This window comes from Aeromonas sp. SrichE-2G (genome assembly GCF_017939565.1).
Lineage (GTDB): Bacteria > Pseudomonadota > Gammaproteobacteria > Enterobacterales > Aeromonadaceae > Aeromonas > Aeromonas taiwanensis.
On record NZ_JAGKRG010000053.1, the window covers coordinates 390,399 to 407,974 of the forward strand.

Genomic DNA, 17,576 nt, shown 5'->3' on the forward strand with positions numbered 1-17,576 from the left:
GGCGCCGCTCAGGCGTGCTGGTGATATTCCTGACGCAGCTTGCGAAAACGCTCCTGCTGGGCCGGGTTCAGGGGAATGCCCTCCAGCACCCCCAGGGTCTCCTTGCACTCGGCGCCAAATTCCGGGCTCTTGCGGTTCTTCTGCATCAGCTGCAGCAGCACCTGGATCTTGTTGAGGGCCGCCCCGGTATTGGCGGGCGCCCGGCGCAGCGCCTCGCGAAAGTGGCCGAGGGCCTGCTCCAGCTCCCCGCTCTGATAGGCCTTGATGCCCAGATCGTTGAGCTGCTGGTAGCGCTGGCGGCGCTCCTGCACCGTTTTGTCGTCCCGGGTCACCTGGATGCAGGTGGTGAGCAGCCGATCCTCGTCTTCGGCCAGCAGGGCCTGCAGGCTCTCGGCGTACTCGAACTCCCCGAGCTGGTAGAGGGCGAGTATGGTCTCGCCGAGCAGGGCGGGGGGCATGGTGTCCGGCTTGTCCAGCCAGTTCTGGTTGGCGCGATAGAGCATCTTCTTGCCCTTGAGCAACTCCCCCAGGGCGATGCGCACCCTGGCCTGGCAGATTTGCTCGAACACCGGGTAGTTGAACTCCGCCATCATCAGGGAGTCCCGGATGCGGGAGAGGGCCGAGTTCACCTGCTTTTGCAGGTTGGCGATGTGATAGCTGTCGTTGCTGTTGAGGGCGTAGAGGGTCAGGGTCTGGATATAGGCCCCGAGATAATGCGGCGTGCGGTGGATGGAGTTGCGCGACAGATCGATGAGGGAGAGCAGCACGTCCTTGGCCTGGCCGTAGTCGTGGCGCAGCAGGCACACCTCCGCCAGGCGGCGGGAGAGCTGCACCGACTGGGGGGAGATATCCACCGCCCGCCTCAGCTCCTGCTGGGCCTGCTCATCCTTGCCGAGCGCCAGCAGGGACTCCGCCAGCCAGAGGTAGGCCTCCACCATCAGGGGAGTGTGTTTCAGGGTCGCCTGCAGGTGGCTCACCGCCTCGTCGTGCAGCCCGAGGGTGTGGCACGCCTTGCCCAGGGTGAGCCTGGCCCAGCTGTTCTCCTGCCCGGCCAGCAGCTGGCGCATCAGGCTGCGCGCCTCCTTCGCCTGCCCCAGCTTGAGCTGGGTATCGGCCTGCAGGCAGCGGCAGAAGTTGGCAAAGCGGGGCACCGCATCCGCCTGTCTGGCACAGGCCTCGGCCAGGGCGGGCAGATCGTTTCGGGTGAGGGCGCTAAAGACGCTCTCCAGGGACTGGCGGCGGGCGATGGCGCGTTTGAGGCGAAACGAGAACTGCTCCTGGGAGAAGGGCTTCATCAGGTATTCGTCGGGCTCGGCCTCCAGCGCGCTCAGCACCATGGCGCGGGAGCTGTCGCTGCTGACCATGATCACCACGCTCTGGGGCGGGATGAGTTGCTGATCCCGCAGGCTCTCCAGCAGCTGGCGGCCGTTCTCGCCGGCTCCCAGTTCGTAGTCCAGCAGATAGATGTCGAAACTCTCTTTCTGGCAACGGCGGCGCGCCTCGTCCGCGGAGTTGGTGTAGGTGATGCGGTTGATGCCGATGTTGATCAGCATCGCCTTCATCATCATCTGGAAGGATCGCTGCTCGTTGACCAGCAGGATATGCCTGGGCTTGGGCTGGGCTTTCTTCTCTGGCGCGGGTTCAGGTGTCTGCATCTGTCTGGCATCGAGGCGCTGCGGGCTGGTGAGAGAAGTGTGCCATCAAAGTCCGCAGGCAGGCAATTGCACGTGGGAAGGGGGACCGGTTTTTCCAGGCGGGCTGGCGCCGAAAAAATCGACTCGTACCCTTGATCTTCGTCAAGGAGAGGCGAGATGGCAGTGGCGGGGGCGGGCCCGGTTTTTAGACTTGAAGAGAGACAGATGACGGGGAGCGGCAAGCGGGCGCGGTGCTCGCCTGCGCTCCATGCGTCTTATAAGGAGGAATCAAATGAGTTTGCTACCGAGTCGTACCAGCCTGTTTGATGACCTGTTTCACGACATGGCCTCCGGCTTCTACATCCGGCCCCTGCACGGGGATCCGCTGCCCAGCCAGATCAAGCTGGATCTCAAGGAGAGCGACGGCGGCTATCTGCTGCAGGCGGAACTGCCCGGGGTGGCGAAGGAGGACATCCACGTGGAGGTACACGGCAAGCTGGTGACCCTGAAGGCGGAGATCCGCCAGCATGACAGCCAGAGCAAGGATGAGCGCGCCCTGCGCAGCGAGCGCTATTATGGCAGCGTGTCGCGCACCGTCGAGCTGCCGGTGGAGGTGACGCCGGAGCAGGTTGTCGCCCGCTTCGACAACGGCATCCTCACCCTGCAACTGCCCAAGCTGGCGGTGACCCCTGCGCCCCACCGCATTTCCATCGAATAGCTGCACCCTATGAAAGAGGCCCCGCACTGCGGGGCCTCTTTATTCATGGCGGCTTGTTTATGGTTGCCTGGGAGCCAGATAGGGGGCGAACTCGGGGGTGTGGCTCGCCACAAACCCCTGATCCGTCTTCTCGATGAGATAGACGGCCAGCTTGTGCTCCCGGGCGAACGCCATGGCCCGCTCTGGCCCCATCACCATGAGGGCGGTGTCCAGGGCATCGGCCTCCAGCGCCGTCGGGGTGATGACGCTGGCGGAGACCAGTCTGTGGGTCACGGGCTGGCCGGTGGCGGGGTCGATTATGTGGGAGTAGCGCTTGCCATCGAGCTCGTAATAGTTGCGATAGCTGCCGGCGGTGCTCACCGCCATGCCGTTCGGGGTGACCACGTCCTCGATGGCGCCCGGCCTGTCAGAGGGCTCGACGATGGCCACCCGCCAGGGATTGCCCTTGGCGTTGTGGCCCTTGCTGCGCACGGCGCCCGCCACCTCGATGAGGTAGTTGTGCACCCCCTTTTGCTCCAGCAGGCCGGCTATCTCGTCGGAGGCCGCCCCCTCGCCCAGGGTGGAGAGGTCGAGATAGAGTGCGGGGATGGCCTTGCCGAGCAGGAAGTGATCCCCCTCTGGGGTCAGGGTCAGTCGGTCGATGCCCACCTTCTGGCGGGCGCTGGCGATCTGATCGGCGCTGGGGCGCTTGACGGGACGCTTGTCCGGCCCGAATCCCCACAGGTTGACCAGGGGGCCCACGGTGACGTCGAGCTTGCCTTTGGTGAGATGGCCGGCGTCTATGCCCTGCTGCACTATCCTCGCCATGCTGGCGGGAATGGCCAGGGGGGGCTGGCCGCTGCCCTGATTGAAGCGGGAGATGAGGGAGTCCGGGTCATAGGTGGAGATCTCGTGGTTCATGCGCGCCAGCAGGGCGTCCACCTCCTGCTGCAGTGCCGGCTCCCCGCCAGGGAAGGGGTCACTCAGGGTCACCGCATAATAGGTGCCCATGGTCTTGCCCTGAATGCGGGTCTGGGTCGGGGCGGGCTGGCAGGCGCCCAGCAGCACTATCAGCGGGAGCAGCAGGGCGCGCCGGGCCCGGCGCATGGCGGGTGTGTTCATCTCAATTCTCGCGGGAGTCGTCGACGGGGGAGCAGCTTAGCCAAGGGCGTTCGGGTTGGCGAGCTGGCCAAGTGCCCGACCCCTGCAAATAATTAAGCCGGTCGGTCTGTTGACCAATCCGGCGTTGTTGCCGTCCCAAAGGCAGGGCAGAGGAGTGACCCGGCCCGCAGCTTTGAACAAAAGCGGTCGTCACCCGGCGGCATTTGAATACAATGAAGATCGATTCTGACAGCATCTTTGCTCGGCGCCGCTCGGGTTGGCGAGGCGAGTTTGCTGCCATCCATCGCCATCAAAGGAGAAGATGATGAAAAAGGTATTAGCCCTGCTGCTTCTGAGCTCCCTCGCCGCCCCGGCCCTGGCCGACGAGTGTGCGCTGACTATCGAAGGCAATGACGCCATGCAGTTCAACCAGCAGGCGATGAGCGTGCCGGCGACCTGCAAGGAGGTGACGGTGACCCTGAACCATACCGGCAAGCTGCCGGTGGCCAACATGGGTCACAACTGGGTGCTGGCCAATACCGCCGACTACCAGGCCGTTGCCACCGCGGGCATGAGTGCCGGTGCCGATCATGACTACCTGCCCAAGGACGATGCTCGCATCCTGGCCCACACCAAGCTGGTGGGCGGCGGCGAGAGCACCAGCGTCACCTTCAAGACCGAGGGGCTGGCGGGCAAGGATCTCACCTTCTTCTGCTCCTTCCCCGGCCACTTCGCCATGATGAAGGGCACCTTCAAGGTCGGTTGAGGGACCCCTTGCACAGACAGACAAAAGCCGGGCACTGCCCGGCTTTTCTGTCTTCGTCATCGGGCAGGAGGCGGATTCACTTTTCCTGCAGGGTAAAGAAGGCGATGGTGGTTTTCTTGCCGCACTCGAAGTGGATGCTCACCTCATCGCGGATCACCAGGGTCTCGTTGGGGGCGACGCTCTGCCCCTGCACGGTGAGCTGGCCCTCCAGCAGGTGGCAGAGGTAGGTCTTGTCCGCCTCCAGGGTGAGGCTCAGGGGGAAGGGCAGGGTGAGCACCCGCACATTGGCGCTGAGGCGCTCCGGGTGGTAGATAAGCCCGAGATCTGTCACCTCTTTTTTGAGCAGCTCGCAGTGGGTCTCGTCGTCCCCGCTGAAGTGGGCCGCCTCGAAGGTGGCATAGGGGTGGCCGTTGAGCACGAAGCCGGCACCGCTGACGGGCAGCAGGATGCGCTGGTAGCCGGGGAAGCGGGAGAAGGCCCCCGGCCCCTTGATGGGGGCCGAGCTCAGACGGTAGTCAAAGTCGAGCCTGTCGAGGCTGGCCCCCGCTGGGGAGATGAGGATCTGGGCCGTGGTGCCCTGCCTGTTTTTCCAGGGCATCTTCAGCTGGTCGGATTCTTTAATCAGGGTGATCACTAGGGGGCCTCGACGGGGAAAGGGGAGAGTGAGGCCAGTGATACCATCTCCGGGAGTGGCTCACAAGGCGCCGCCAGCGGGTACTGCGCCGGTTGGCCACAAATCAGACAGGGTGGCGGCGCATGTCGGCGTTGGATCTACCCGGTTGATCCCAAACCCTTTTCTATCTTGCACAGCAGTTGCTGAAGCTGCTGCACCTCTGCCGGCTCCAGCAAGGCACACAGCTGCTCGTCGAGCGACGCAGCCAGCTGCTCCGCCTGGCTGACGCGGTCGCAGGCCAGCGGGGTCAGGGCGAGACAGACGCTGCGCTTATCCGTCGGATGGGGCTGCTTCTCTATCAGCCCCTGTTTCTCCATCTCCTGCAGCAGGCGTGTGACCTGGGCCTTGTCGCGGCCCGACTGCTGCGCGATGAGCTGGGGGGTGGCCGGGTCGTGGGCGTGGATCAGTTGCAGCACCTTGTAATGCAGGGGGCTGAGGGAGAGCTGCTGTACCCGGAAATGCTGCGCCAGGGCGATCTTGTACTGATCCAGGATCCGGAAGAGGTGGTTCGATAATTTCATGGTTGATAAAGTCAACTTAAATTGGTTTAATTGATTTTATCAACCATGTGGGCAAAAGCCCAGCCCGAGAGGAGAGGAAGCATGCCACACCAGTATCGTGTACAGGTCCAGTCGCTGGACGGCGAGGCCCCCGCGCTGCAGTTCGAGTGCTAGAATCACGACGACATCTTTGCCATCCTGGCGCTCAGCAAGGGGAAGCTGGCCATGTCGGAGCAGGAACACCAGGCGTTTATCGTCGGATTGAAGCTGTTTGGCGAAGTGATGATGCAGCATCGCAAAGACGAGCTGTTCAAAGAGTTTCTCCCCCATTTCAAGCAATTCATGGGGCAGCTGAAGCGCACGGCTCGGGGCCAGGCCGTGGGCACCGACCCGTCCCGGGAGTGATGCCCAGTCGCTTCGGGGAATAAGGGAGAGGGCCCGTGCCCTGGCCGTCCCGGTCATGGTGCTGACCCATGTCTGCCATGGCCGTTGGGGAGGCCGCCATTAGCGGGACAAGGGAGCCTGTCATCATGCTTGATGCAGATGAAACCCCAAGGTTGTGATCCCGGCGCTGTTAAAGTGGTGATGGGTCGTTACACTGGCGGCTCTGTCCTATGGAGGCCCCATGACCCACAAGATCATTCTGGATACCGATCCCGGCATCGACGATGCCATGGCCATTCTCTTCGCCGAGGCGCATCCCGCCATCGATCTGCTCGCCATCACCACCGTATTTGGCAATGCCACCATCGAGAACGGCACCCACAACGCCCTCTGGCTCAAGCAGAAATATGGTATGAAGGCCGACGTGGCCCAGGGGGCCGCCGCGCCCTTGCTGCGGGATCCCGTGGGCCCCACCACTGTGGTGCACGGTCCCACCGGCTTTGGTGATGTGCAGGCGGGGGAGGTGAGTCTCTCAGCGGATCCCCGCCCGGCCTGGCAATACATCGTCGAGACGGTGAAGGCCCATCCCGGCGAGATCACTCTGGTGACCATAGGGCCGCTGACCAACCTGGCGCTGGCGCTGCAGGCCGCCCCCGAGATCGCCGGCCTAGTCAGGGAAGTGGTGGTGATGGGGGGCGCCTTTGGCGTCAACGGCCATCGCGGCAACGTGACCCCCTATGCGGAGGCCAATATCCACGACGATCCCGAGGCCGCCGATGTGGTGTTCACCGCCGACTGGCCGGTGGTGATCATCGGGCTCGACGTCACCCAGCAGAGCGTCTTCAGCGGTGCTTACCTGGATGCCCTGCGGGACGAGGCGGGGGAGCCCGGCCGCTTCCTGTGGGATGTGAGCCGCTTCTACCTGCGTTTCTACTCGGCGCGCATCGGCATGGAGGGCTGCCATGTGCACGACCCGTCAGCCATCGCCTATGTGATAGATCCTTCCCTGTTCACCCTGCGGGAGGGGCCGGTGCGCGTCATCACCCAGGGGCCCGCCATCGGCCATACCCTGCAAAAGTTCGACGGCAACTCCCATCCCCACGACGAGTGGGCGGCCTGCCCGGCCCAGCGGGTCGGGGTGGCGGTGCGGGATCAGGCGCTGCTGGCGCTCTACCGCGATACCCTGATCGCCTGGGGCAAGGGGCGCTAAACGCGGGGATGGCGAAAGCGTGACGCCGGCCGGAGCCTCACCGGTCGGCACCGCTTATACTGACGCACATCGAGTGAACGGGAGGGAGAAGCAATGGCCTGGTTGTCTCTGTTGGTGGCGATAGCCCTGATCTGGTGGCTGATGACGCTGGGGCGCGGTGCCCTGTTCGAGATCCGGCTCGCGCCGGGCAAGGTGGTGGTGAAGCGGGGCTCGGTGCCGCCGCGCTTCCTCGCGCAGGCGAAGCAGGTCTTGCAGCAGGATCCGGTGCGCGGTCGCATCCTGGGTCAGCGGGACGGTAGCGGCGTCAGGCTGGTCTTCTCCCGCTCCATCCCGGAGCCCGTGGCCCAGCGCCTGCGCAACATCTTCCCCTACGGGGACTACCGGAGCACGACACCGGAGGGGAGCAAGCCCCGCTAGGCGCCTCCCTTGCACCAAACCACGTCGGATATGCCAGACGCCGGGCCTGCTGCCCGGCGTCTGCCTTTCCGGCCGCCGTCAGCGCGGCCTTTGCAGGGGGTGGGTCACCTCGACCAGGAAGTGGATAAAGGCGCGGGCCTGGGGGTAAGGAAGCGGCCGCCACGAAACACCGCGTGGATCTCGTCATGGCGATCTTCGTGGGGAGACCCTGCTGGCCCAGTGCTTGATGCAGGTCGTCACCATCAATGCCTGGAACCGGATTGCCGTTGCGACCCGTAGGGAGCATCCCGACCCCTGAGTGACAGTCCCCGGGGGAGCAGGAAACGATGGCAGGCAGGGCCCCTCATGGGGCCCTTTTTCTGGGTGGGTGTCGGTCAGGGCGGGTCGTCATCCGCTTTTGTCGACCCCAGGAAGTTAATCATACGAATGTTTGATTAATTATTTTTTTAATCTTCCCCTGAAAATGCGTATCCAGATCAAGGAAGCCATTCAGAGCTTGTGCCTGTGGAAGGGGTTGTCTGACTCTCAAGATGCCGGTAAATCCGGACAAAAATAGAACAATTTGATGGGTTGGTTTGATTTGTGAGCGATTTCGGCGGGAAAAAAGATTAACGGAAGATGAATTGCCGGGCTGTGACATGAGTAAATTGGTCATTGTCAAGGGATTAACATCTGACACTCGTTTTCATCACCTCTGGAACATTTGCGGGATTAATTTTTCATGTTGTTCACATGCCGGTCTGATGCAATAAAATGCTGCATTTTTTTATACCAATAAGCCTTCAAAAGATGAGGACATTGCATGAGACTCTTTGACGTGAAGAGGGGCTTGGGCGCTTTGCTGTTGCTCGCGACTGCCAGCTTGCTGAGCGGTTGCGACATGGCTCTGATGAGCCCCAAGGGGCAAGTTGGTCTGGAGCAGAAGTCACTGATATTGACCGCACTCGGTTTGATGCTGATTGTGGTGGTGCCTGTGATCGTGATGGCGGTGGCGTTCGCTTATAAATACCGAGCGTCCAACACCAGCGCCACCTATGCGCCGGACTGGGCTCACTCCAACAAGATTGAGGCGGTCGTCTGGACCGTACCCGTCATCATTATCGCCATCCTGGCGGTGATTACCTGGAAAACCTCCCATTCTCTGGACCCCTACAAACCACTGGAATCCGAGGTTAAACCCATTCAGGTCGATGTCATTTCCCTTGACTGGAAATGGTTGTTTGTCTATCCGGAACTGGGCATTGCCTCAGTCAACGAGCTGGCATTCCCGGTCAACACCCCGGTCAACTTCCGCGTGACCTCCGACACCGTGATGAACTCCTTCTTCATCCCCCAGCTGGGTGGCCAGATCTACGCCATGGCGGGCATGCAGACCAAGCTGCACCTGATCGCCAACGAAGCGGGCGAGTACAAGGGCATCTCGGGCGGCTACAGCGGCGCCGGCTTCTCCGGCATGAAGTTCAAGGCTATCGCGACCCAGGATCAGGCCGGTTTCGACGCCTGGGTAGCCAAGGTGAAGGCCTCTTCCAAGGCGCTGAACACCCTGGGTGAGTTCGATGCCCTGGCCAAGAAGAGCGAAAACCACCCGGTGGAGTACTTCGCCAGCGCCGATCCCAAGCTGTTCGTCAACATCATCAACAAGTTCATGGGCGACATGTCCCATGGTGGTCACGACACCCAGAAAGCGGGCGCCGCTGACCACGAGGGCATGAACCACGAAACCATGAACCACGAAGCCATGAATCATGACGCCATGAACCATGAGGCCCCGACCGAGGGTGCCATGGACGAGCAGGCCATGAACCATGACGCCCATGCCGGACACATGGCCATGTCGGCCGACAAGAGTGTGAAAGCAGGATCCGAGGAATAATCGATGTTTGGAAAATTGACACTCGAGGCTATTCCGTACCATGAACCCATCATCATGGTCACGATAGCCGGTATCATCTTGGGTGGGCTGGCCATCGCCGGTCTCATCACTTACTACGGCAAGTGGCAATATCTGTGGAAAGAGTGGCTGACCTCGGTCGACCACAAGCGCCTCGGTATCATGTATCTCATTCTGGGCATGGTCATGCTGCTGCGCGGCTTCGCCGATGCGGTCATGATGCGTGGTCAGCAGGTCCTGGCCTCCGCGGGCAGCGAAGGCTACCTCAACGCCCATCACTACGACCAGATCTTCACCGCCCACGGCGTCATCATGATCTTCTTCGTGGCCATGCCGCTGGTGATCGGTCTGATGAACATCGTGGTGCCGCTGCAGATCGGTGCCCGTGACGTCGCCTTCCCCTTCCTGAACAACCTGAGCTTCTGGTTCACCGCCGCGGCCGTGGTGCTGATCAACGTCTCCCTCGGGGTCGGTGAATTCGCCCAGACCGGCTGGCTGGCCTATCCGCCCTTGTCGGGGCTGGAGTTCAGCCCGGGGGTCGGGGTCGACTACTGGATCTGGAGTCTGCAGATCTCGGGTCTGGGGACCCTGCTGACCGGTGTGAACTTCTTCGCCACCATCATCCGCATGCGTGCCCCGGGCATGACCATGATGCGCCTGCCGGTCTTCACCTGGACCGCCCTGTGTGCCAACATCCTGATCATCGCCTCCTTCCCGATCCTGACCGTCACCATCGCCCTGCTGACCGCAGACCGTTACCTCGGTACCCATTTCTTTACCAATGACATGGGTGGCAACATGATGATGTACATCAACCTGATCTGGGCCTGGGGTCACCCCGAGGTGTACATCCTGGTACTGCCGGTCTTCGGTATCTTCTCCGAAGTGGTGGCCACCTTCTGCAAGAAGAAGCTGTTCGGTTACACCTCCCTGGTGTGGGCAACCGTGGCGATCACCGTGCTGTCGTTCATCGTGTGGCTGCACCACTTCTTCACCATGGGGTCCGGTGCCAACGTGAATGCCTTCTTCGGCATCACCACCATGATCATCTCCATCCCGACCGGGGTGAAGATCTTCAACTGGCTGTTCACCATGTACCGCGGTCGCATCGAGTTCACCTCGCCCATGCTGTGGACCGTCGGCTTCATCATCACCTTCACCGTGGGTGGCATGACCGGGGTACTGCTCTCCGTGCCGGCCGCCAACTTCGTGCTGCACAACAGCCTGTTCCTGATCGCCCACTTCCACAACGTCATCATCGGCGGCGTGGTGTTCGGTTGCTTCGCCGGTATCACCTACTGGTTCCCGAAAGCGTTCGGCTTCAAGCTGGATGACGTCTGGGGCAAGCGCGCGTTCTGGTTCTGGATCACCGGCTTCTTCGTGGCCTTCATGCCGCTCTACGTACTGGGCTTCATGGGCATGACCCGTCGCGTCAGCCAGAACATCGATCCCGAGTTCCATGGCATGCTGGTGGTTGCCGCCTGCGGCGCCGGCCTCATCGCCATCGGTGTGCTGTGCCAGGTCATCCAGATCGTGGTCAGTATCCGCGACCGCGAGAAGAACCGCGACTGGACCGGCGATCCCTGGGGTGGCCGTACTCTGGAGTGGGCTACTTCCTCTCCGCCCCCCTTCTATAACTTCGCCATCGAGCCGAAGGTGAAGGGTCTGGACGCCTTCTGGGAAGCCAAGCAGGACGGCAGCGCCTATCGCAAGCCGGCCCAGTATGCTCCCATCCACATGCCCAAGAACTCCGGCGCCGGCGTCATCATCGCCGCCTTCAGCACCGTGTTCGGCTTTGCCATGATCTGGCACATCTGGTGGATGGCCATCGCCGGCTTCATCGGCATGATCGCCACCTGGATCATCCACAGCTTCAACGACGATGTGGACTACTACGTACAGGTTGACGAGATCGAGCGCATCGAAGGTCAGCATTTCGACAACATCAACAAGGTGGCTTAATTCCATGGCGACTGACGTACTACATCACTCTCACGGTGCCCATGAGGATGGGCACCACGATGCCGGTGCCACCAAGGTATTCGGTTTCTGGATCTACCTGATGAGTGACTGCATCCTGTTCGCGACCCTGTTCGCGACCTATGCGGTCCTGGTCAACGGCACTGCCGGCGGCCCCACCGGCAAGGACATCTTCGAACTGCCGTTCGTGTTTGCCGAAACCATGCTGCTGCTGCTGAGCTCCATCACCTTCGGGTTCGGCATGCTGGCCATGAACAAGAACAAGGTCGGGGCGGTCAACACCTGGCTGTTCGTTACCTTCCTGCTGGGTGCCGGCTTCATCGCGATGGAGATCTACGAGTTCCATCACCTGATCGTCAATGATGCGGGCCCGGATCGCAGCGGCTTCCTGTCTGCCTTCTTCACCCTGGTGGGTACCCACGGTATCCACGTGACCAGCGGCCTTATCTGGATCATCGTGATGATGGTGCTGGTAGCCAAGAAGGGGCTGACCGATCGCAACCGTACTCGCCTGATGTGCCTGAGCCTGTTCTGGCACTTCCTCGACGTGGTGTGGATCTGCGTCTTCACCGTGGTCTATCTGATGGGGGTCATGTAATGAGTCATTCCGTTGACAATCACGGCGCCAGCCACGGCAGCGTCAAGTCCTACATGATCGGCTTCGTGCTGTCACTCATCCTGACCGCCGTGCCGTTCTGGATGGTGATGGACGGCTCCGCCTCCCACGCCGTGGTGCTCGGCACCGTGGTGGGCATGGCGGTGGTGCAGATCTTCGTGCACCTGGTCTACTTCCTGCACATGAACACCTCGTCCGAGGAGCGCTGGAACCTGGTGGCACTGATCTTTACCGTGCTCATCATCGCCATCGTGGTCGTGGGTTCCCTGTGGATCATGTACAACCTCAACATCAACATGATGGTTCACTGAGCGGGTTGATGATGATGAAGCAATACCTGCAAGTGACCAAGCCGGGCATCATCTTCGGTAACCTCATCTCGGTTATCGGGGGATTCCTGCTGGCCTCGAAGGGGAGCCTGGATGTGCCCCTGTTCATCCTGACCATGGCAGGGGTGTCACTGGTGGTGGCCTCCGGTTGCGTGTTCAACAACTACATCGACCGGGACATCGACTGCATCATGGAGCGGACCAAGAACCGCGCCCTGGTGCGCGGGCTCATCGCCCCCGGTGTGTCGCTCTGGTATGCCACGGCGCTGGGCGTTGCGGGCATTGCACTGCTCTACTTTGCGGCCAATCCGTTGGCCGCCTTGCTGGCGGTGCTGGGCTTCCTGGTTTATGTGGGGGTCTACAGCCTCTACATGAAGCGCCACTCTGTCTACGGCACCCTGGTCGGCAGCCTGTCCGGCGCCGCGCCGCCGGTCATCGGCTACTGCGCGGTGAGTGGCCAGTTTGACTCGGGGGCCCTGATCCTGCTGGCGATCTTCAGCCTGTGGCAGATGCCGCACTCCTATGCGATCGCCATCTTCCGCTTCAAGGATTACCAGGCGGCCAACATCCCGGTGCTGCCGGTGGTGAAGGGGATCCCGGTGGCCAAGCTCCACATCACCCTCTATATCCTGGCGTTCATGGTGCCGACCCTGATGCTGTTCCTCGGCGGTTACGCCGGTTACAAGTATCTGGTGGTGGCCACCGCGGTGAGCGTCTGGTGGCTGGGGATGGCGCTGTCTGGCTACAAGGCGGCGGTGGATGACTCCCTGTGGGCACGCAAGCTGTTCATGTTCTCCATCGTGACCATCACCTGCCTCAGCGTGATGATGTCGGTGGACTTCCAGCCCGATGCCGCGCCCGTCCTGGTGACCATGCTGCCTTGAGTGGCGAGTATCACCGCTGTGATGTGACGCAGGAAAATCAATAGAATCCAGAGCCGGGAACCTTCCCGGCTCTGTTATTATGTGGCCCCCCGTGCGGGGTTCCCGGATCCTGCCGGGTGGAGGCAGGGCGCCATTCACCCGGATCTCTTCTCTCTTCTTGTCTATCGAGGCCCTCATGAATGATTTCACCATGACGAGGGGCGAGCGACGCGCGACCTGGGCGCTCGGCTCCGTCTTCTCCCTGCGCATGCTCGGCATGTTTATGGTGCTGCCGGTGCTGACCACCTACGGCATGTCTCTCGCGGGGGCGTCCGAAGCCCTGATTGGTCTGGCCATCGGCATCTACGGCATGAGCCAGGCCCTGCTGCAGATCCCCTTCGGCCTGCTCTCCGACAGGGTGGGACGCAAGCCCCTCATCGTCGGCGGCCTGCTGATGTTTGCAATCGGCAGCGTGGTCGCGGCCCTGAGCGACTCCATCTGGGGCGTCATCGTCGGGCGCGCCCTGCAAGGGAGCGGCGCCATCTCCGCCGCCGTCATGGCGCTCTTGTCGGATCTCACCCGCGAGCAAAACCGCACCAAGGCGATGGCCTTCATCGGGGTGAGCTTTGGCATCACCTTCGCCATCGCCATGGTGACCGGCCCCCTCATCACCCATGCGGTGGGGCTCAGTGGTCTCTTCTGGCTCATCGCCCTGCTGGCCCTGTGTGCCATCGCCCTGGTGATCTGGGCGGTGCCGACCCCGGCGGCTCACCTGCTTAACCGCGAATCCGCCATGGTGCGCGGCAGTTTTCGCACCGTGCTCACCAACGGGCGCCTGCTCAAGCTCAACCTCGGCATCCTCTGCGTCCACACCCTGCTGATGGCGAGCTTCGTGGCGCTGCCGCCGCTGCTGGAGCGCGCCGGGCTGCCCCGGGACGACCAGTGGCAGGCCTACCTCGCCACCATGGCCATCGCCTTCGTGAGCGTGGTGCCCTTCATCATCTACGCCGAGAAGCGCCGCCAGATGAAGCGGGTCTTCCTCTGCTGCGTGGTGGTGATGCTGGTCGCCGAGCTGGTGCTCTGGCAGAGCGGCGCCCGGCTCTGGGCCCTGCTCGCCGGGTTGCAGCTCTTCTTCATCGGCTTCAACGTGATGGAGGCGCTGCTGCCGTCTCTTATCAGCAAGGAGTCCCCGCCGGGCTACAAGGGCACCGCCATGGGGGTCTACTCCACCAGCCAGTTCCTCGGGGTGGCCATCGGCGGCAGTCTCGGCGGCTTGCTCTACGGCTTGGGGGGCGGCCCCCTGGTGTTCGGCGGCTGCGCCGCGCTGGCGCTGGTCTGGCTCGGAGTCAGCCTCACCATGGCCGAGCCCCCCTATGTCAGCAGCCTGCGCATCGTGCTGCCTGAAGGGGTGGAGGCGACCCCGGCCCTGGAGCAGCGGATCCGCGCCTGCGATGGGGTGAGCGACGTGCTGCTGGTGCGCGAGGAGCACTCCCTCTACGTGAAGGTGGACAGCAAGCGCCTGACCCGCAGCGATCTGGAGCGGCTGGTGGCCCTCTGAGGGGAGGATGGGGCGTGGCTGCTATGCTGAGATCCTCAATCACAGGAGGAGAGTCTCATGTCATATGTGGATGGCTTTGTGATCGCCGTGCCCACGGCCAACAAGCAGGCCCTGATCGATCACGCGGGGCTGTTTGACCCCATCTTTCTCGAATATGGCGCCACCCGGGTGCTGGAGTGCTGGGGGGATGACGTGCCCCACGGCAAGCAGACCGACTTTTACCGTGCGGTGGCGGCCAAGGAGGACGAAAGCGTGGTCTTCTCCTGGGTGGAGTGGCCGAGCAAGGCGGTGCGGGACGACGCCATGGGCAAGATGATGCAGGACCCCAGGATGGACCCCGCTAATCCCCTGCACCAGACCATGCCGTTTGACGGCGCCCGCATGATCTACGGGGGCTTCACCCGGGTGCTGGAGCTCAAGGCCTGAGCCGCAATGTGGATGTGAAAAGCCCGCCTCTCGGCGGGCTTTTTCATTGGGGCAGGGCGGGGGAGCCGCGCAGGTCAGTCCGGGCGCCAGAAGGGCTTGTCCCCGAGGATGGTGGCCCTGTGCATCACCCGGCGCGCCGGCAGGTAGTCGGCATTGGCGTAGTGCTGGGTCACCCTGTTGTCCCAGATGGCGATGTCGTTCTCCTGCCAGCGCCAGCGCACCTGAAACTCGGGGCGGGTGATGTGCTCGAACAGAAAGCCCAGCAGCGCCTCGCTCTCCTTGGGGGGCAGCCCGGGCAGCCGGGTGGTGAACCCCTCGTTGACGAACAGGGCCTGCCGTCCGCTCACCGGGTGGGTGCGGATCACCGGGTGGCGCAGGGGCGGGTGACGGGCCACGGCGGCCTGCCAGCGCTGGCGCTCCTCCTCGCTGCCGTCGTGCCGGTGGGCCGGGAACGACTTGGTGAAGTCGTGCTCCGCCTCCAGCCCCGCCAGCAGGGTTTTCAGGGGCGGGGAGAGGGCCGCCAGCGCCGCGATGCCGCTGGCCCAGAGGGTGTCTCCCCCGGTGGGAGGTAGCTGCTTGGCCGCCAGAATGGCCAGCGCCGGGGGGGTCTCGATAAAGGTGACGTCCGTGTGCCAGTTGTCGTTGTCCGGCGGATTGTCGTCGTGGGTATCGAGCACGATGATCTCCTCGGCCTCCTCCGTGTGGGGATAGACGGGGTGGATGTGCAGATCCCCGAAGCGGTTCGCCAGTGCCCGCTGCGCTCGCGGGGTGATGGGCTGGTCTCGCAGGAAGAGCACCTGGTATTTGAGCAAGGCCCGGTGGATCTGCTCGAACTGCCCCTGGGTCAGGGGCTCGGCCAGGTTGACGCCGGCGATCTGGGCGCCGATATGGGGCCCCAGCGGTGTGATGGTCAGCTTGTCAGTCATTGTTCTTCTCCATGCCAGGGGGTGAGCCTGCGCTGCAGGGCGCGCAGGCCCAGTTCCAATACGAAGGCGATCACGGCGATCACCAGAATGCCCGCCAGCACCACGTCGGTGGCGAGAAACTCGCCGGCGGATTGCACCATGAAGCCCACTCCCCGGGTGGCGGCGATAAGCTCGGCCGCCACCAGGGTGGACCAGCCCACCCCGAGCCCGATGCGCAGCCCGGTCAGGATGTCCGGCAGGGCGCCTGGCAGGATCACGTGCCAGAGCACCTGGGACCGGGATGCCCCCAGCGCCTGCGCCGCCCGCACTCGCACCGCGTTGGCGCTCTGCACCCCCGCCAGGGTCGCTAGGGCCACGGGGGCGAAGATGGCGAGGTAGATGAGCAGCACCTTGGAGGTCTCGCCGATGCCAAACCAGATCACCATCAGGGGCAGGTAGGCGAGCGGCGGCACCGGGCGGTAGAGCTCGATGAGGGGATCCAGCACGCCGCGCACCACAGGGCTGAGCCCCATGGCGATGCCCACCGCGATGCCAAAAAAGGCCGCCGCCGCCAGCGCCACCAGGATGCGGCCCAGGCTGGCCCCCAGGTGCTGCCACAGGGTGGCGTCCATAAAGCCCTGGGGCCCGGCGATGGTGATGAGCTGGGCCAGCACCCGCTGTGGGGGCGGCAGAAACAGGGGATCGACCCAGCCAAGGTGCGCCACCAGCCACCACAGGGCGAGCAGGGCGATCAGGGTGGCGAGGCTCAGGGTCAGTCGGCGCGGCAGGGGCCAGCCCGGGGCACGCCTGTGGGCGACGATCCGCTGCCGGGTGAGGGTGAGGCTCATGCGAAGGCCTCCCGCTCTGCGAACACCCGCCTCAGCACGTATTCCCGCTTGGCGATGAAGGCGGGGTCGGACTTGATGCTGCGGCAGGATTCGCCGGCAGCAAAACGGCGGCCGAAATCCAGGGTAAGCCGTTCCATCACCCGCCCGGGAGAGGGGGAGAGCAGCACCAGATCGGTTGCCATGAAGATGGCCTCCTCGATGTCGTGGGTGATGAGCAGCACCTGGCGCCGGTGCTCATGCCACAGGCGCAGTAGCAGGGTCTGCATCTGCTCCCGGGTGAAGGCGTCCAGGGCGCCGAAGGGCTCGTCCAGCAACAGCAGGCGGGGCCGGGTGGCCAGGGCCCGGGCGATGCCAACCCGCTGGCGTTGGCCGCCGGAGAGCTGCCAGATGGCGCGATCGCCGGCTCCCTCCAGCCCTACCTGACGCAGCAGTTCCTCGGCCAGCAGGGTGCGCTCGGCCCCGGGCACCCCCGCCAGTTGCAGGCCGAGGGCCACGTTGTCCCGCACGTTGCGCCAGGGCAGCAGCCCCTCGCTCTGGAACACCACGCCGCGCTCGGCGCCCGGACCGGTGACGCGCTTGCCCTCCAGGCTTATCTGGCCGTGGTGGCAGGGCTCGAAGCCAGCCACCAGGTTGAGGAGCGTGGTCTTGCCCGAGCCAGAGGGACCGAGCACCACCATCAGCTCCCCCTCGGGCAGGGAGAGGCTGACGTTGTCGAGTACCCGCCTTCCGGCGTACTCGGCGGACACATGAGAGAGCTGCAGCATGGTCGTCTCCTCCG

General features: G+C 63.4%; 19 protein-coding genes. 12 read left to right on the forward strand and 7 right to left on the reverse strand.

The window, feature by feature from the left end; all coding sequences use genetic code 11:
* Window positions 1–8 precede the first annotated feature (8 nt).
* Window positions 9–1,655 (reverse strand): tetratricopeptide repeat-containing response regulator, encoded by a 1,647-nt coding sequence (locus tag J9885_RS18180; protein WP_134695217.1) that lies wholly within the window; start codon window positions 1,653–1,655, stop codon window positions 9–11.
* A gap of 271 nt (window positions 1,656–1,926) precedes the next feature.
* Here J9885_RS18180 and J9885_RS18185 point away from each other — a divergent pair, with 271 nt between their 5' ends.
* Entirely contained in the window at window positions 1,927–2,352 is a 426-nt protein-coding gene (locus tag J9885_RS18185; RefSeq protein WP_134695218.1) for an Hsp20/alpha crystallin family protein, read from the forward strand.
* Between the two features lie 57 nt (window positions 2,353–2,409).
* Here J9885_RS18185 and J9885_RS18190 read toward each other — a convergent pair whose 3' ends face one another.
* Complete coding sequence (locus J9885_RS18190) at window positions 2,410–3,453, reverse strand: FAD:protein FMN transferase (protein ID WP_210550292.1); 1,044 nt, start codon at window positions 3,451–3,453, stop codon at window positions 2,410–2,412.
* 304 nt (window positions 3,454–3,757) lie between these two features.
* Between J9885_RS18190 and azu the strand changes: the two genes are divergently transcribed.
* Window positions 3,758–4,198 carry an azurin gene (gene azu / locus J9885_RS18195; protein WP_043759220.1) on the forward strand — a complete coding sequence of 147 codons (441 nt, stop codon included), beginning with the start codon at window positions 3,758–3,760 and terminating at the stop codon, window positions 4,196–4,198.
* A gap of 76 nt (window positions 4,199–4,274) precedes the next feature.
* On the opposite strand, the gene J9885_RS18200 is transcribed toward azu, so the two are convergent.
* Window positions 4,275–4,832, reverse strand: coding sequence for a HutD family protein (locus tag J9885_RS18200; protein ID WP_210550293.1), 558 nt, complete (start codon window positions 4,830–4,832; stop codon window positions 4,275–4,277).
* 137 nt (window positions 4,833–4,969) lie between these two features.
* Complete coding sequence (locus J9885_RS18205) at window positions 4,970–5,392, reverse strand: MarR family transcriptional regulator (RefSeq protein WP_210550294.1); 423 nt, start codon at window positions 5,390–5,392, stop codon at window positions 4,970–4,972.
* Between the two features lie 165 nt (window positions 5,393–5,557).
* Here J9885_RS18205 and J9885_RS18210 point away from each other — a divergent pair, with 165 nt between their 5' ends.
* The 10 genes from J9885_RS18210 (at window position 5,558) to J9885_RS18255 (ending at window position 15,045) form a co-directional block, all read left to right on the forward strand.
* Window positions 5,558–5,776: a DUF3861 family protein gene (locus J9885_RS18210; RefSeq protein ID WP_210550455.1), complete on the forward strand. Its 219-nt coding sequence runs from the start codon at window positions 5,558–5,560 to the stop codon at window positions 5,774–5,776.
* A gap of 220 nt (window positions 5,777–5,996) precedes the next feature.
* On the forward strand, window positions 5,997–6,965 hold the full coding sequence (locus tag J9885_RS18215) for a nucleoside hydrolase (RefSeq protein ID WP_210550295.1): 969 nt from the start codon (window positions 5,997–5,999) through the stop codon (window positions 6,963–6,965).
* Between the two features lie 93 nt (window positions 6,966–7,058).
* Window positions 7,059–7,382, forward strand: coding sequence for a DUF3634 family protein (locus J9885_RS18220; RefSeq protein WP_043759228.1), 324 nt, complete (start codon window positions 7,059–7,061; stop codon window positions 7,380–7,382).
* An 802-nt stretch (window positions 7,383–8,184) separates the two neighbouring features.
* Window positions 8,185–9,255: a cytochrome o ubiquinol oxidase subunit II gene (cyoA, locus tag J9885_RS18225; RefSeq protein WP_210550296.1), complete on the forward strand. Its 1,071-nt coding sequence runs from the start codon at window positions 8,185–8,187 to the stop codon at window positions 9,253–9,255.
* Between the two features lie 3 nt (window positions 9,256–9,258).
* Window positions 9,259–11,235 (forward strand): cytochrome o ubiquinol oxidase subunit I, encoded by a 1,977-nt coding sequence (gene cyoB / locus J9885_RS18230; protein ID WP_210550297.1) that lies wholly within the window; start codon window positions 9,259–9,261, stop codon window positions 11,233–11,235.
* Window positions 11,156–11,851, forward strand: a complete 696-nt coding sequence (locus J9885_RS18235; protein WP_081843684.1) for a cytochrome o ubiquinol oxidase subunit III — start codon at window positions 11,156–11,158, stop codon at window positions 11,849–11,851. The genes cyoB and J9885_RS18235 overlap by 80 nt, the downstream gene beginning before the upstream one ends.
* Window positions 11,851–12,180: a cytochrome o ubiquinol oxidase subunit IV gene (locus J9885_RS18240; protein ID WP_043759234.1), complete on the forward strand. Its 330-nt coding sequence runs from the start codon at window positions 11,851–11,853 to the stop codon at window positions 12,178–12,180. The genes J9885_RS18235 and J9885_RS18240 overlap by 1 nt, the downstream gene beginning before the upstream one ends.
* A gap of 8 nt (window positions 12,181–12,188) precedes the next feature.
* Window positions 12,189–13,082, forward strand: coding sequence for a heme o synthase (cyoE, locus tag J9885_RS18245; protein WP_043759236.1), 894 nt, complete (start codon window positions 12,189–12,191; stop codon window positions 13,080–13,082).
* 175 nt (window positions 13,083–13,257) lie between these two features.
* Window positions 13,258–14,619 carry an MFS transporter gene (locus J9885_RS18250; RefSeq protein ID WP_210550298.1) on the forward strand — a complete coding sequence of 454 codons (1,362 nt, stop codon included), beginning with the start codon at window positions 13,258–13,260 and terminating at the stop codon, window positions 14,617–14,619.
* Between the two features lie 57 nt (window positions 14,620–14,676).
* Window positions 14,677–15,045 (forward strand): DUF1428 domain-containing protein, encoded by a 369-nt coding sequence (locus J9885_RS18255; protein ID WP_210550299.1) that lies wholly within the window; start codon window positions 14,677–14,679, stop codon window positions 15,043–15,045.
* Window positions 15,046–15,119: 74 nt separating this feature from the next.
* Here the strand turns inward: J9885_RS18255 and tauD are convergent, their stop codons facing one another.
* From tauD to tauB, 3 genes are read right to left on the reverse strand one after another with little or no spacing between them, the layout of a single operon-like run.
* Window positions 15,120–15,971, reverse strand: a complete 852-nt coding sequence (tauD, locus tag J9885_RS18260) for a taurine dioxygenase (protein WP_210550300.1) — start codon at window positions 15,969–15,971, stop codon at window positions 15,120–15,122.
* The gene (tauC, locus tag J9885_RS18265) at window positions 15,968–16,798 is read right to left on the reverse strand and encodes a taurine ABC transporter permease TauC (protein ID WP_210550301.1); all 831 of its coding nucleotides are present in this window, start codon (window positions 16,796–16,798) and stop codon (window positions 15,968–15,970) included. Before tauC ends, tauD begins: the two co-directional genes overlap by 4 nt.
* Entirely contained in the window at window positions 16,795–17,562 is a 768-nt protein-coding gene (gene tauB, locus J9885_RS18270) for a taurine ABC transporter ATP-binding subunit (protein ID WP_210550302.1), read from the reverse strand. Before tauB ends, tauC begins: the two co-directional genes overlap by 4 nt.
* Window positions 17,563–17,576: the final 14 nt, after the last annotated feature.

Coding starts and splice junctions, on each gene's coding strand:
- J9885_RS18180 (WP_134695217.1), bottom strand. CDS start 1,655: ATGCAGACACCTGAACCCGCGCCAGAGAAGAAAGCCCAGCCCAAGCCC.
- J9885_RS18185 (WP_134695218.1), top strand. CDS start 1,927: ATGAGTTTGCTACCGAGTCGTACCAGCCTGTTTGATGACCTGTTTCAC.
- J9885_RS18190 (WP_210550292.1), bottom strand. CDS start 3,453: ATGAACACACCCGCCATGCGCCGGGCCCGGCGCGCCCTGCTGCTCCCG.
- azu (WP_043759220.1), top strand. CDS start 3,758: ATGAAAAAGGTATTAGCCCTGCTGCTTCTGAGCTCCCTCGCCGCCCCG.
- J9885_RS18205 (WP_210550294.1), bottom strand. CDS start 5,392: ATGAAATTATCGAACCACCTCTTCCGGATCCTGGATCAGTACAAGATC.
- J9885_RS18215 (WP_210550295.1), top strand. CDS start 5,997: ATGACCCACAAGATCATTCTGGATACCGATCCCGGCATCGACGATGCC.
- J9885_RS18220 (WP_043759228.1), top strand. CDS start 7,059: ATGGCCTGGTTGTCTCTGTTGGTGGCGATAGCCCTGATCTGGTGGCTG.
- cyoA (WP_210550296.1), top strand. CDS start 8,185: ATGAGACTCTTTGACGTGAAGAGGGGCTTGGGCGCTTTGCTGTTGCTC.
- cyoB (WP_210550297.1), top strand. CDS start 9,259: ATGTTTGGAAAATTGACACTCGAGGCTATTCCGTACCATGAACCCATC.
- J9885_RS18235 (WP_081843684.1), top strand. CDS start 11,156: ATGTGGACTACTACGTACAGGTTGACGAGATCGAGCGCATCGAAGGTC.
- J9885_RS18240 (WP_043759234.1), top strand. CDS start 11,851: ATGAGTCATTCCGTTGACAATCACGGCGCCAGCCACGGCAGCGTCAAG.
- cyoE (WP_043759236.1), top strand. CDS start 12,189: ATGATGATGAAGCAATACCTGCAAGTGACCAAGCCGGGCATCATCTTC.
- J9885_RS18250 (WP_210550298.1), top strand. CDS start 13,258: ATGAATGATTTCACCATGACGAGGGGCGAGCGACGCGCGACCTGGGCG.
- J9885_RS18255 (WP_210550299.1), top strand. CDS start 14,677: ATGTCATATGTGGATGGCTTTGTGATCGCCGTGCCCACGGCCAACAAG.
- tauD (WP_210550300.1), bottom strand. CDS start 15,971: ATGACTGACAAGCTGACCATCACACCGCTGGGGCCCCATATCGGCGCC.
- tauC (WP_210550301.1), bottom strand. CDS start 16,798: ATGAGCCTCACCCTCACCCGGCAGCGGATCGTCGCCCACAGGCGTGCC.
- tauB (WP_210550302.1), bottom strand. CDS start 17,562: ATGCTGCAGCTCTCTCATGTGTCCGCCGAGTACGCCGGAAGGCGGGTA.